Genomic DNA, 14,660 nt, shown 5'->3' with positions numbered 1-14,660 from the left:
CAAAAAGCCTGCTTTGATAAATCCCCCCCAACCCCCCTTTTCCAAAGGGGGGAGGAAGAAGAAAAGCCCCCCTTAGAAAAAGGGGGGTTGGGGGGATTTTGCTTTAACCGGTGTTGCGCATTCCGGCAGCAATCGCGTTGATTGAACGGAGCAGCGGATCAAGCCATTCTTCGCGCTTTTCCGCTTCTGCCTCTCCACGATAACGCCCCAGCGCTGCAACTTGCAGATAACTGAGCGGATCAAGATAACGATTGCGCCGCGCCAGCGAATACCGCAATTCTGGCGTTTCTTCCATCAATTCGCGCAGCCCAGCAACGTTGAGCACCTGCGTCAATGTGCGTTGATATTCCTCAGCAATTTTGCTGTAAATCATTTCGGCTTGGGCGCGATTTTCTGCCAGCCGCACGTATTCATGCGCAATGTGCAACTCGGCTTTGAACAACGACATCTGCGTATTCGACAACAGCGCCCGAAAATACGGCCATTCTTGATACATCCGCTGCAACTTCGCCAGCCGTTCCACGTCATTATTGCGATAACGTTCAATGGCATAGCCGATGCTAAACCACGCCGGCAGCGTGTGGCGCGATTGTCCCCAGCCGAACACCCACGGAATCGCTCGAATCGACGCCAGCGAACGATCCGCTTTGTTGCGGTGCGACGGACGCGAGCCGATGTTGAGCAACGCAATCGCGTCCAGCGGCGTGCATTCGTAGAAATAATCGAGAAAACCCGGCGTTTCGCGCACCAGTTGCCGATATGCCGCCTCACCGTATCGCGCCAGCTCGTCCATGATGCCGAGATAATCGTTGCGCTCGGCGACTGGCGGTTCAATCAGGCAGCGGCTGGCTTTCATTAAACCGCTGATTCCCATCGTTAATTCATAACGCGCCGTTTCTGGATTGGCGTAGCGATACGACAGCACTTCGCCCTGCTCGGTGAATTTGATTTGCCCGTGCACGGTATCGACCGGCTGGGCAAGGATCGCTTCGTGCGTTGGGCCGCCGCCGCGTCCGACCGTGCCGCCGCGCCCGTGAAATAACCGGCAGGCAATGCCGCAATCGTCCGCCAGCGCGATGATTTTTTTCTGCGCGGCAAACAGACTCCAACCCGACGCGAGAATGCCGCCGTCTTTGCACGAATCCGAATAACCCAGCATCACTTCCTGTTGATTGCCGGACGCTTTGAGCAGCGCCTGATAGGTCGGATGACGAAACAACGTGCCCATCACTTCATCAATCCGCGCTAAATCGTCAATGGTTTCAAACAGCGGTGAGATTTGAATCTGACAAAACCAGCCCTTTTGATCTTTACCGGCTAATCCCGCCAGCCGCGCCAGCAGCATGACTTCCATGACGTGACTGGCAGTGTGCGTCATCGAAATCACGTATTGCCCAAACACCTGTTCGCTGATCTCCGCCCGCATTCGCGCAATCACTTCAAACACTTCCAGCGTTTCGCGGGTTTCAGCGGTTAACGTGCTCTTTTCGATGACAAACGGATGCGGATGCGCAATCGCTTCTGCCAGCGCCAGCAGCCGCTGTTCTTCGGTAAAGGCTTGATAAAACGGTGCGCCTGCTTGCCGCGCAAACAGTTCGGTCACGGCTGCCGTGTGGCGAATGGATTCCTGCCGCAAATCGAGATGCACGAGATGAAAGCCGAAGGTCTCCGCCAGCCGAATCAGCGTTTGCAATAAACCGCCCGCAGCGTTGGCATCGCCGTGCTGCATCAGCGAATCGCGGATCAAATACAAATCGGCGAGAAAAGCGCGGTCGCTGGCGTAGCCTTTAGGCAAGGTGCTGGAATCGCGCCCATCCATCCGCGCCCGCAGCCGCGCCAGATTGGCGTTGAGGCGATGGCTCATCATGGCTAATTTACGGCGATACGGTTCGTGCAAAAAGCGCCGCTGGCTCTGCCCCATGATTTCGACCCAGTAATCTTCATCGGCATCGAGGCTGTCGAGAAATGCGGGTGAAACCTGACATAACGCACTGGAATGACTCAACATTCGCCGCAATACGCGAATGCGCTCCAGATACGCAGTCAACACCAATTCGCCGTGCATTCGCACCGCCAGCTCTGTGGTTTCCGGCGTGACCAATGGATTGCCGTCGCGGTCGCCACCGATCCACGAACCAAACCGAATGAAGCTGGGAACGCGAATCCCGTGCTTGCGCCATACGTCCGGCGCACGCTTTTTCCAAAAAGCGATACACCAGCGGCACGGCTTCAAACAGCGATTCCCGAAAGAAATACAGCCCTTGCCGCACTTCGTCGATCACCTGCGGCTTGTGAATCCGCACCTCGTCGGTTTTCCACAGGATTTGAATTTGCGTGAGAATTTCCTGCAACTTCTCTTCGATTTCCTCATCGTTGAGTTTGCGGCAGCGCAAATCCTGACCGACGAGAAAAATGCGGCGGAAGTTTTCGGAAATGGTGCGGCGTTTCGCTTCGGTCGGGTGCGCGGTAAACACCGGCACATAACGCAGATGCTCCAGCAGACTTTGCATCTGCCCGACGCTCACGCCATCGGTGGCAAGCTGGCGCACCGTGTCATCAAAGGAACCGACCCACGCCGTTCACCGTCAGCGATGCGCTCCATGCGCACCAGATGCGCATTGAGTTCCTCTGCGGTGTTGACCAATCCGAAATAAATCGTAAAAGCGCGAATCACTTCTGACAGGGTTTGCGCATCTAATCCTTCGATGCGTTTCATCAATTTATCGCGCAGTTCAGCATCTTCCTGCTCGCGCAATTGCATAAACCGTCGCGCAATCGCTCAACAATCACCAAGACGCGCTTGCGGCTGTGCTCGCGCAATACCTCGCCGAGCAGCGCAGTAAACAACTGCACATCGCGCTCCAGCGCCTGATCCTGTGGAATTTCATTCATTGGGACAACGCTCAATGCCAGCAGAGGCAGAAAATGGGCTGATGTACGCGGATACTAACGCGCTTGCGGCGGGGCGACCAAACGGCGGTGAAATTTAGAAAGAATAAACGTTAATTCAAAACGCTGTGAATTGCGTCAATAACCAGTTTTATCACTAATAAATTTGCTATTTTAAAGTGAATGAAAAACGATTAATGGCGGCGAATGTCATCCTTAATCGTTTTTCAACTTAACGCAATTCTTATTCAGTGCTATAAAATTTTATTTAATGATGGATGCAGACGATCTTAATCCGGTGTTTCGGCTGAATGGTATTCAAGGAGTTGAATAATCTGTTTTTCTTGTTGACCATCAGGATTAGTGCTGGTGATTAAAGATTTAACGGAGCGTCCAACATCAGGCGAATACCAAGAAATATCTTTCCCGATGATTGGTTTTCCTGTTTCAAGATCAATCACATTAGTTTGCGCAGTTATTTTTATTGCCCTAAAGGTTCCGGCGGGCACTGCCACTTGCTCCCAATCGCCAACTGTTGTACTGATACTGTGCTTTCTTTTCTTACCCGTTTTGATATTCGTTTCGATGCTGTCTTGACTCCAAGAATCACCTGTCGTTAGCGGAAATTCAAAGTATTTTAGAGGCGGGTTATACGTTAATCCCGATCCGTCTTTGCTTTTACTGCTTAAGAAATTCCATTCTGGCGTGTATTCCAGTTGACGGACGAAATCACTGGTGAGATTTTTTGAGTACAGAAGAATTTTTTTATTGGTGACAGATGCAACGATTCTTTCTGTTTTGTTGTTGATTTTGGAATTATTTGGATAAATAGATTCGTAAATATAGCGATCGCCAGATGTAACACTCGGCGCGTTGGCAACACTTTCATCTAGAGAATCAACTTTATTTTCGTCTTTCTTCCCTTTTTGATATGAATGATGGTCAGCAACTGGTGGTTCAATTGTATTTGATACCTGCTGTAATTTAGTGAGAGTAATAATTTTCCATTGATGATCAAGCCATTGTAATGGAATGCTGCCAGTGTATTCTCGAACAGAGGAATCCTTCGATTTTCCTTGAAAACGCACATTGACAATTGCCTGCTCGTTATCTGCATTGACCAAAGCAATATCGTTAAGGCGAACCCATTCGGTATTTTCCAATACTTTGCGTGTTTTATCAGTAGGATTTGCCAAAATGTGCATGACTTGAGTAATTTGATGACGATTCACGAATTCAAAATAAGATTGCACCGTTTCCAGTACTTGGGTTTTACGTTCCAATACCCGTTGGGTTTCCTGTTGTTGCGCTTCGGCTTGACGCGCTTCTTCGGAACGGCGTTGAGCTTCTTGTTGTTGTGCCTGCATTTGTAACAATGCTTGTTGAGCATTCTGTTCAATGAGTCGTTGCGCTTCGGTTTGACGTGCTTCTTCGGTACGACGTTCAGCTTCTTGTTGTTGCACCTGCATTTGTAACAATGCTTGTTGTGCATTCTGTTCAATGAGTCGTTGCGCTTCAGCTTGACGCGCTTCTTCGGTACGACGTTGAGTTTCTTGTTGTTGTGCCTGCATTTGTAACAATGCTTGTTGTGCACCGTAATTAATCAATCGTTGCGCTTCAGCTTGACGCTCATCTTCAGAACGGCGTTGAGCTTCTTGTTGTTGCGCTTGCCTTTGTAACAATGCTTGTTGTGCATTGTAATCAATCAATCGTTGCGTATCGTTGGTTTGCTGTGGATTAAATTTTTGAACTACATCTAAGACACCACCAATTACTCCAATAGTGCTAAACAAACCGCTTAAAATGATTAAACTTTTTCTAAAAAAACTCGTTTCGGTGGTCATTTTATTCGTCTCGTGCGTGATTAAAGAGGGAAATTGAATTTATCTGATCTAAGGGAACACTAATTTATTCTGCTGCATTATAGATACTATACTTAGAAAAAATTAAGAGTTCACAACAATGAAAGTTTGACGAAGACCAATTTTTTAAATTATTAGGACGTGAAGAAGATATTTCGATTAAGTATAGACTTCCTTTTCTGATTTGTCTTATTATTTAGAAAGCGTGCATTATTTTTGCAGTTGTAGAATCGACTGCTTATACCTAGATTCGGATATGGAACGAACATGGTTATGAAAGAATTATATCTCCATCCTACAAATCTGACAGACCTTCTGGGCGTTCTCCTAAACTAAACGACAAGGATTTATAAAAACTATGCTTTCAAAAAAGCCTAACTGGTTGGCGGAAGTAGTATCTAATCTAATTGATGTTTTTTAATTTCGCCTCAATCCAATCAACACCCTTACAGCCGAGTTCATATTCCGCCATATACGCCTTTTCAGCGTTTTTGACATCCGCACCAAACGGCGGATTTGTCGCAATCAAATCAAAACGCTCGGCTTGAAAACCATGATGTTTCGTGCCCGCCTCAATCACCGGCGGCAACGCTAAACCATCAAACGCCACGACATTCGTATGCCCGTCATCGTGAATAATCATATTCATCTTGGCGGTGCGAGCAATTGCCTCCGAGATTTCAATCCCGAATAGTTTGTGCTCTGCGAAATTATGCCAATGTTTATAATGATCTTGTGAGTCTTGTGAATAATGCGCATCAGCTTCACGGCGCACAGCATCGAGAAAATGCAATAAAAAACCACCGCTGCCGCAAGCCGGATCAAGCACCAATTGGTCATGGTGCAATGGCAAACTGTTGACAATAAACTGCACAATAGGGCGCGGCGTAAAATACTGTCCGAATTCACCGCGAAAGAAATCACCCATAAAGGTTTCAAGCGCCCGACCTTTACTGTCTAAATCGGTTTTATTGAAATGAATCGGCGCGAGATAGCCCACCACCGTTTGCAACTCAGCCGCCGTCAACCGAATGTCATCCTTAAACACTTCGGCATCTTTCAAGCGCCCTTTTTCATATAAGGCTTTAACTCGCGCCAATAACGCTTCTTTCGGTTCACCGGCACAGATTTGGAACTGATACGGTTCACCAATTTTGCGTAATTCCCGCTCGTCGCTAATTTTGCAAAAAATCAGCTTGCTTAATTCATCAAACGCTTCTGCTGGATTGCGTTTACCGCCCGCCCATAATGCGTCATGCGCTTTGCGGAAAATCTGCGTTAAGGTGTTCTGCTCGACAACTTCTAACTCAATGCCATCTACACCACCGCGTGTGAATTTCCAACTGTTCGCTTTATCCTTTCCAAAATGCGGAATATCTGCAATCCGATTAGCTTCTCGCTCCATTGAAGGAGAATTAGCCACATCAAAGAAATCTTCTTTTAATTCTGAAGTCACCCATAAAAACTGCGCTTTGATCGAGTTCGCATTCCCAAAACCCTGCTCAATCGCCTGCTTAAATTCTGCCTCAGAAATATCGGGCTGTTTGCATTCAACCACGATATGCGGCGTTTTCAGACCGTCATCGCTAAAAACGACAATATCTGCGATATTATTCGGCGTGCGATGTGGCACCTTCACTTCCAAATCAATTCTTTCTGGCGCATATCCATAATGCAGAATCAATTTGAGATACACCTGAGCGCGGACTTTTTCCTCTGGTTCGGAATAGCGATAATTTTTATTACAACTGCGATAATTGATATTCTTTTGCTTGGCATCGAATTGAATTAATCCCGGCGCTAAACCCGTTTGTAAACGCTGTTGAGATGTCACAGATTCAGTTATCCTAATTAACAAGTTGCGCGTTGAATGCACTGCCGCAGCAACACACAAAACCCCTATTTTTTCAATCTCTTGCGGACGCCCGCTCCCCGCGCCAGCGCCGCTACACGAAGCCCCCGCGCATGAAATCAGCGATTCACGACTTACTCCGTGCCGCCGTCGCCACGCTCGTTGCTGACGGTCAATTTGACGCCTCCACTTTACCGCTGCCGCAGCTTGACCGCACCCGCGACCCCGCGCACGGCGACCTTGCCACCAATCTCGCGCTGGTACTCGCCAAACAATTCGGCACCAAACCGCGTGAGCTCGCGCAGCAATTGGTCAACGCGCTGCCCACTTCGCCGGTGCTGGCGCGGGTGGAAATCGCCGGCCCCGGCTTTATCAACTTTTTTCTGACCGACACCGCTTATCACGCAGTCATCCCGCAGATTTTGACCACCGGCTGCAACTTTGGGCGCAGTCAGCACGGCGCAGGAAAACGGGTGCAGGTCGAATTTGTCTCCGCCAATCCGACCGGTCCGCTGCATGTCGGACACGGACGCGGCGCGGCGTATGGCGCAGTGGTCGCCGATTTGCTAGCAGCCATCGGGTTTGATGTCCACCGCGAGTATTACGTCAACGACGCCGGTCGCCAGATGGACATTCTCGGCACCTCGGTGTGGCTGCGTTATTTGGAGCTGTGCGGCGAAGATGTGCGGTTTCCCAGCAACGGCTACAAAGGCGATTACGTTTGGGACATCGCCGCCACGCTGCATCGTGAACACGGCGATGTGTATCGCGTTGAAACGGCTGAAGTATTCGCGGGAGTGCCGCTGGATGCGGCGAATGCTGACGAGCCAGCGCGTGAGGATGGCGACAAGGAAGCGCACATTGACGGCTTGATTGCGGCAGCGAAACGGCTGCTCGGCGACAACCGTTATCGCTATGTCTTTGAATTAGGTTTGAATGTCATTTTGGATGACATCCGCGCCGATCTCGCCAGCTTCGGCGTGGAATATCAGGAATGGTTTTCCGAGCGGTCGCTCACCGAGCGCGGCGCGGTCAATCGGGCGATTGAGCGGCTGCGCAGCGGCGGTCATTTATATGAACAAGACGGGGCGCTGTGGTTTCGCTCGACTGCGTTCGGCGATGAAAAAGATCGCGTCGTCGTGCGCGAGAACGGGCAGATGACCTATTTTGCCTCCGACATCGCCTATCACATGGACAAGCTGGAGCGCGGTTTTGAGCGCGTGATCGACATCTGGGGCGCAGATCATCACGGCTACATTCCGCGAGTGAAGGCGGCATTAACGGCGCTCGGCGATGACGTGACGCGGCTGGAAGTGTTGCTGGTGCAGTTTGCGATTTTGTATCGCGGCGGCGAAAAGGCGCAGATGTCCACGCGCTCCGGCGAATTCGTGACGCTGCGGCAATTGCGCAACGAAGTCGGTTGTGATGCAGCGCGGTTCTTTTATGTGATGCGGCGCTGCGAGCAGCATCTTGATTTTGATCTGGATTTAGCCAAATCGCAGTCGGCGGATAATCCGGTCTATTACGTCCAATATGCTCATGCGCGAGTCAGCAGCGTGTTGCGGCAGGCGGTTGAAAAAGGGCTGGCGCTGGAGCCGAGCGCGGGTGTGACCAACTTGGAATTGCTGACGACGGCGCACGAGCTGGCGCTGGTGCAGACGTTGAGCCGCTACCCGGAGCTGGTGGAAACCGCCGCGCTGCGAGCCGAACCGCACCAGTTGACGCAATATCTGCGCGAGCTGGCGAACGAATTTCACACCTATTACAACGCCCAGCAATTTTTGGTACCCGACGCGGCGCTGCGCGATGCGCGGCTGAAGTTGATTTTAGCAACGCGGCAAGTGCTGCGTAACGGCTTGAGTTTATTGGGCGTTTCCGCGCCGGAGTCGATGTAAATGGCAAAACCCGCAAGACCTGCAAAAAGTGCAGCGCCAAAACCTGCGCCGCCGTTGAAACGCAATCGGCAGCCGCGCTCCTGCGTGTGGTGGTTTCTGATGGGAATCACCGTTGGCGCAGTCGGCGGCAATATCATTTCCACGCGCCGCGCTGATCCTGCGGAGACCACGCCGGGCGCAGCGGTAGCGCGAGAATCAACGCCTGCGCCGGTGCAACCGACGTTTCAGTTTCCGCAATTGTTGAATGACACCAAAGTGGAAACGATTGATCGTCCACCGCCGCCATCTGCGCCACGTCCGCAACTGCCGCCGCCAGTGGAGGAACCGCCACCGGAAGATGTGGCCGCCGATATGCCAGATGAACCGCCGCCACAATCACGCAGTGGCGGCAGTGGTTTTATGGTGCAAGCCGGTTCATTCAAAAACACCGTGGATGCCGAGCGTCGCCGAGCGGAACTGGCGCGTTTGGGCGTGTCGAGCAATGTCCAAAAAGGAACGCTGCCGAATGGTCAGACCGCGTATCGCGTGCGTACTGGCGTTTACAGCACCCGTAAAGCCGCAGAACAGGCGCGAGATTTGCTCAAGCGCAACGGCAAGGATGCGGTCGCGTATCCGGTAAAATAAACCGCAATAACAGGTTGAAATAATGGACGAATTACTGCTGTTGAAGGCACTGATTTTGGGCGTGGTGGAAGGACTGACTGAGTTTCTGCCGATTTCCTCGACCGGACATCTCATCATCGTTGGCGATCTGCTCGGTTACACCGACGCGCAAAGCAAGGTGTTTAAGATCGTGATTCAGCTCGCAGCGATTCTGGCAGTGTGTTGGTTTTATCGCGTCCGCTTACTGGAAGTCGTGATCGGACTGTGGCAGCCGGGGCGCGAGCGGCGTTTTGTGGTCAACATTTTGATTGCATTTTTACCGGCGCTGGTGCTGGGCGTGTTATTTCATCACGCCATTAAAACCTATCTATTCAATCCGTTAACCGTTGCAGCGGCGTTGATCGGCGGCGGATTGGTGATTTTGTATCTGGAACATCGCCCACAAACACCGCGCTTTACGACGGTCGATGACATCAGCTGGCGCGAGGCATTCAAGGTTGGTTTGGCGCAAACGCTGGCGATGTTCCCCGGCGTTTCTCGTGCTGGCGCAACAATTATGGGCGGTCTCGTGTTCGGTTTATCCCGCCGCGCTGCAACTGAACTGTCGTTTTTTCTCGCTATTCCGACGATGCTCGCTGCGACGGTGTATGACGTGTATCAAGCACGAGCGATGTTGGTATTCGATGATGTATCGGTGTTTGCGGTCGGTTTCATTGCCGCATTTATTACCGCTATGCTCACTGTCAAAACACTGCTGCGTTATGTGTCTAATCACAATTTCATTGTGTTTGCGTGGTATCGCATTGGCTTTGGTTTGCTGGTGTTAATTACCGCTTATACCGGATTGGTGAATTGGAGTTGATATTTTTACCCGTGCTGTAGCGAGCAGCGCGGGCTGAAAAGTTTGCTTGAAATATCATTTTGCTGTTTACAAATGATGATGGCTTGCTGCAAAGCAATTTTTAATGGCAAAAGTAGTGCTGGAAATGCAATGAATAACTGCTGCATGGCGCGATGAGCAATTTTTGCGCGGAGTAGGTGCTTGATTAGTGATGTTGGGTTGGCAAAAGCAGTAAATCAAGCTACGCCGCTGCTTTTATTATACGTAGCTACCATATCCTGACATATTCAGAACCTTCCTTTTCTATAACAAAACCACGACTCCAATCTTGAGTTATTTCATCTCCAGATAAATGATAGCCGCCAGCTTGTTTTTCTGTGAGATTCCACATCTCACCGCTATCTGACCAAGAATATTTTGAGGTATCACCATCTGGCCACTTAATTATGAGCACCTGTTCTCTTTCAGCTTTTCCTTTAAAGTTAACGACATCTGGATGAGTAACTAATTCTTGTTTAACGATTACCTTACAGGGCTTGCTCGCTTTTTTCCCTTTATAAGCGCAATTAAAATAACCTGAACCGCCATTTCTAGTTATGTCTCTCAGATGAAAGTATGAGTCTTGTTGCGACCATGCGTTACTACCCAATAACGTACCAAATACAAAAAATAGTATCTTTGCTTTCATAAGGCACTAATTATTTATCCAGTTATAAAAAACTCTTACCCACTCGACTACCCTTACATTAAGTTGTTAAAACTCCGCTAAATTCATGTTCCAGTTGACTGAGTTTCTCCAAAATACGGGCAGCGTTCTGTTTCTGAAGACTGCGTAAATCTTTAATCGCTTGAGGTTTTAATTCGATCTTCATGCGCGATGTGTTTGATTTTGGATGTTACTGCTTTTAGCTAATGTCTTTGCGCATCGAGGTTGCTCCTTGCGGTACTTTAATTGCCGACAACGGTATCAGGTGCAGAAGCTATTTAGGTTCAGATTGATTAAATGTTGGGTTGCTAAAAGCAGTAAACCAACCTAAAAATTCACCTGCAAAGTCGCTGGCTTTGTGGTTTGCAGGTGCAACGGAAAATTACACCTCATTTACATCTACAAGTTTTCCTGTAACGTACTTATGTAGAACGCTTGCAATTAGTGTTTGATAAGGTATACCTTCTTCTAAAGCTCTGACTTGAATGTCTTTCAAATCGCCTAAGGAAAGTCTAATGTTTACACGTTGATCTTTAATTGCAGTTGCGCGTGCTGCTGCTTTAAATTTTTCTAATTTTATTTTGCTGACAACTGATTGAAACTCTCCTTTTTCAAAGGATTTTAGAATTTCTGCTTCAAAAATATCAATGTTTTCCATGTCAGTCACCTTTACTGAGATAATTTCTTGTTGCTTTCCTGCTTGGTATCACTGTTTTTAAAAAGTAAAATTCATCTTCCTCAACGAAAGGAACCAAATAAACGTAGTCATTATGTTCAACAACTAAAATTTTTTAGTTTGGATATTTTTCTGTATTTGGGTGTTTGAGAATATCCAGTAAACCGTCATTTTCTATTGATATTATTACATGTTCAAAGGTAATTCCTCTTTCTTCCTTGAGTAATTTGTTTTTTTCTGTGTTCCAGCGAAATGGCTTCATATATCAACTTCATATTATTGTGTGCCTTTTTTCAGCACATCAAATCTGATGCTGTGTTTTATATCGTTGGTTTTAGTTCGGAAATGATAGGTATAACGAAAAAGTTAAGAGGTGCCGTTGGTACGATGTTGCAGAATGAGCGCGGGGTTCAATGTTGCTAGTTGTCGGGTTGTTAAAAGCAACAACCCAACCTACGCTGCTAGATCAGGAGCAAGTTACGCATGAGTTAAAAATCTTTCCAAACCCACACGTGGTTTCGTCAATGCCATCTAGCGAATTATGTTCGGCAAAATACCCTGCAGGGCAAGGCTCACAAAAATCATATGACGAGCAAGACTTGCATTCGTCCTTAACCAGACTTCCTTTTTCTCTCCAATAAAGCATGTTCATGTTTTCTGCCCACAACGTGGAGAGGTTATCTTCGGTGATATTTCCGCACCCAAGCCTAAGTGCTGTGCATGGAATAATGTCACCTTCTGGCGAGATGGTTATGCTTCTGAACCCTGCATCGCAAGACCTTACGCGATCCTTGGTGATGGTTTGTCCGGCTTTTTTAAGCTCGATCAATTCTGAATAAAGAGCCACCGTTGGATCGCTTATATTCTTCATAAGCTCCTGTTTAGAAAAAACATTTATATTTTTTGTCTGGATCAACTTATTGTATGATGGTGTTATTTTGTATGCAAATTTAACATCCAAGCCAATTTCATCAGCAAGCTTCTTGATCCCTGCAGTCGAATCTTTGTTTGCAGCCATAATCGGAGCGTTTATAAAAACTGGAATATTGTTTTTAGCTAGTTTCTTTAGTGTCGATAAGGTATTGTCGAAGCTGCCTGGAAGTCTTGTGATGGCATCATGTACATCTGCAGTGTCAGAATACAGAGATACATAGATGGTTCTGACTTTTATATTCTTCAGAACCTGTATTGCATCATCATCAATCAGCGTTGCATTAGTCAGAATTGAAACAATAAACCCGTGACTGTCGGCTATCTTGAGATAGTCAATAAAGCCTTTCTTTAGGAAAGGTTCTCCACCAGTAAAATCTATTTGTAAGCAACCAAGCTGGCTTAGCTCAACACAAGTTCTTGTAAATAGGTCAATGCTCCAAGCCTCTCGCTTAGGGGATGGGCGGTAGCAATGAATGCAATCTTCATTGCAAGCTTCAGTCACCTCTATTGTTGCAGAGAGGGGTATCTTTTTTTCTGTAAAGTAGCTAAAAAATGACTCGTCGTTATGGCATTCTCTAATCGGGTCGTTTGGGCTGTTATTGTCGATAAACTGCCGCAAAAATAGTGCTATATCTTCTGAAACTATCGATTCTTTAACACCGTAAGTTGATGCAATGTTGGCTATATCAACAAACCCTTTACAGATAATGTCATTAACTGCAAGAGAGCCAATTTCGTCAAGAAAGAAATATTTATTGAGTTTGTAATCAATCCCATAGCCGACATCTCCTCTAAATCTAAAGGCTGATGTTTTTATACAGTTACGGACTCTGGTCGCAAGATTTTCGAGTTCCATATCTCTAGCTATATGGCAGATTGTTGATAATTCTGCATCCAAATGCTCAGTCCTTGGGAACGTAGCGCATTTGGTTGGGCGTACTTCATAGATAGAACAGCCGTCATTTGTCAGGAAAACACAGCCACTACTGTTTAAGTCAGACCTTATCGCAATGACACCATGCGCCAACTTGATATCAGTATCGACATACTGATCAATGAAGGATGCCGTAGAGAGATGCAGGTGGTTGCTGATGCTCTCAATGTCATCGTCTGACAAAACAGCATGTCCCCATTTGCAGCAACGTTGGCACTCTATGCAGTTCATAGAAAAAAGCCCGCAGTTGCGGGCTTTTTTTTACTGGGTTTTATACGTATTCACAAAACAGCATGAACCCATCTTGTGGGGGTTGGCACGGATGATTACCAAGGTAGGACGAGCATAGGTCTTCATTGGTGAACTCCAGAGGTTGGTTGTCGCATCAGTTATCCTGATGAAAATTAATTTTAGCTACACAACCCGTAAGAGTCAATAGTGGTCTAGGTTTATGGGGCGTGGTGAGATTAATTGATCCTCGGCGGCAAGCCTGTACGGTCGGCTACCAACCATTAGGCGGTAAAGCTAAAAGACATCTGCAGAGCGTAGACTGCACAAAAGAAAACCCCCGCCTCAATGAAGAAGCGGGGGTTTCAGATTAAGACCCTGGCAGTAACCTACATTCACATGGGGAGACCCCACACTAGCATCGGCGAGTCACCGTTTCACGACTGAGTTCGGGATGGGATCAGGTGGTTCCAGTGATCTATGGCCGCCAGGGAAAGCGGTTGATAGCGGATTAAAAGCTATCGAAATTTGGCGTAATCGTTTAATTAAACAGACAAGAAACAACGCACTTGGGTGTTATATGGTCAAGCCGCACGGTCAATTAGTATCGGTTAGCTGCATCCATTACTGGACTTCCACACCCGACCTATCAACGTTGTAGTCTTCAACGAACCTTCAGGGGCATCAAGTGCCCAGGGAGACCTCATCTTGGGAGGGGCTTCCCGCTTAGATGCTTTCAGCGGTTATCCCGTCCGTACATAGCTACCCGGCAATGCTTCTGGCGAAACAACCGGAACACCAGGGGTACGTCCACTCCGGTCCTCTCGTACTAGGAGCAGCTTCCCTCAAGTCTCCAACGCCCACGGCAGATAGGGACCGAACTGTCTCACGACGTTCTAAACCCAGCTCGCGTACCACTTTAAATGGCGAACAGCCATACCCTTGGGACCGACTTCAGCCCCAGGATGTGATGAGCCGACATCGAGGTGCCAAACACCGCCGTCGATATGAACTCTTGGGCGGTATCAGCCTGTTATCCCCGGAGTACCTTTTATCCGTTGAGCGATGGCCCTTCCATACAGAACCACCGGATCACTAAGACCTACTTTCGTACCTGCTCGACGTGTCTGTCTCGCAGTCAAGCACCCTTATGCCTTTGCACTCAATGCGCGATTTCCGACCGCGCTGAGGGTACCTTCGTGCTCCTCCGTTACGCTTTGGGAGGAGACCGCCCCAGTCAA

General features: G+C 48.2%; 9 protein-coding genes, 2 rRNA genes and 1 pseudogene (1 of these 12 cut by a window edge). 3 read left to right on the top strand and 9 right to left on the bottom strand.

The window, feature by feature from the left end:
* Positions 1-103: 103 nt before the first annotated feature.
* The 3 genes and pseudogenes from ppc to CXB77_RS15540 form a co-directional block, all read right to left on the bottom strand.
* Positions 104-2,892 (bottom strand): annotated as a pseudogene (ppc, locus tag CXB77_RS15550) (phosphoenolpyruvate carboxylase).
* 287 nt (positions 2,893-3,179) lie between these two features.
* A complete protein-coding gene (locus tag CXB77_RS15545) occupies positions 3,180-4,733 on the bottom strand; it encodes a hypothetical protein (RefSeq protein ID WP_105074572.1) in 1,554 nt (517 codons plus the stop codon).
* A gap of 421 nt (positions 4,734-5,154) precedes the next feature.
* Positions 5,155-6,585 carry a restriction endonuclease subunit M gene (locus tag CXB77_RS15540; RefSeq protein WP_105074571.1) on the bottom strand — a complete coding sequence of 477 codons (1,431 nt, stop codon included), beginning with the start codon at positions 6,583-6,585 and terminating at the stop codon, positions 5,155-5,157.
* A 131-nt stretch (positions 6,586-6,716) separates the two neighbouring features.
* Between CXB77_RS15540 and argS the strand changes: the two genes are divergently transcribed.
* The 3 genes from argS to CXB77_RS15525 are packed head-to-tail and all read left to right on the top strand — an operon-like array spanning position 6,717 to position 9,963.
* Positions 6,717-8,498: an arginine--tRNA ligase gene (argS, locus tag CXB77_RS15535; RefSeq protein ID WP_105074785.1), complete on the top strand. Its 1,782-nt coding sequence runs from the start codon at positions 6,717-6,719 to the stop codon at positions 8,496-8,498.
* Positions 8,499-9,122 (top strand): SPOR domain-containing protein, encoded by a 624-nt coding sequence (locus CXB77_RS15530; RefSeq protein ID WP_105074570.1) that lies wholly within the window; start codon positions 8,499-8,501, stop codon positions 9,120-9,122.
* Positions 9,123-9,144: 22 nt separating this feature from the next.
* Positions 9,145-9,963, top strand: coding sequence for an undecaprenyl-diphosphate phosphatase (locus CXB77_RS15525; protein WP_105074569.1), 819 nt, complete (start codon positions 9,145-9,147; stop codon positions 9,961-9,963).
* 247 nt (positions 9,964-10,210) lie between these two features.
* On the opposite strand, the gene CXB77_RS15520 is transcribed toward CXB77_RS15525, so the two are convergent.
* The 6 genes from CXB77_RS15520 to CXB77_RS15490 all read right to left on the bottom strand — a co-directional run.
* Positions 10,211-10,630, bottom strand: a complete 420-nt coding sequence (locus CXB77_RS15520) for a hypothetical protein (RefSeq protein WP_105074568.1) — start codon at positions 10,628-10,630, stop codon at positions 10,211-10,213.
* A 400-nt stretch (positions 10,631-11,030) separates the two neighbouring features.
* Complete coding sequence (locus CXB77_RS15510; protein WP_105074567.1) at positions 11,031-11,306, bottom strand: hypothetical protein; 276 nt, start codon at positions 11,304-11,306, stop codon at positions 11,031-11,033.
* 133 nt (positions 11,307-11,439) lie between these two features.
* The gene (locus CXB77_RS24065; RefSeq protein ID WP_347338158.1) at positions 11,440-11,586 is read right to left on the bottom strand and encodes a hypothetical protein; all 147 of its coding nucleotides are present in this window, start codon (positions 11,584-11,586) and stop codon (positions 11,440-11,442) included.
* A 204-nt stretch (positions 11,587-11,790) separates the two neighbouring features.
* Positions 11,791-13,422, bottom strand: a complete 1,632-nt coding sequence (locus CXB77_RS15500) for a radical SAM/SPASM domain-containing protein (RefSeq protein ID WP_105074566.1) — start codon at positions 13,420-13,422, stop codon at positions 11,791-11,793.
* Between the two features lie 373 nt (positions 13,423-13,795).
* Positions 13,796-13,911, bottom strand: a 5S ribosomal RNA gene (gene rrf / locus CXB77_RS15495).
* Between the two features lie 88 nt (positions 13,912-13,999).
* Positions 14,000-14,660 (bottom strand): 23S ribosomal RNA (locus tag CXB77_RS15490); it runs 2,229 nt beyond the window's last position.

Source organism: Chromatium okenii (assembly GCF_002958735.1).
GTDB classification, from domain to species: domain Bacteria; phylum Pseudomonadota; class Gammaproteobacteria; order Chromatiales; family Chromatiaceae; genus Chromatium; species Chromatium okenii_A.
This window is presented reverse-complemented; position numbering and strand designations above follow the sequence as displayed.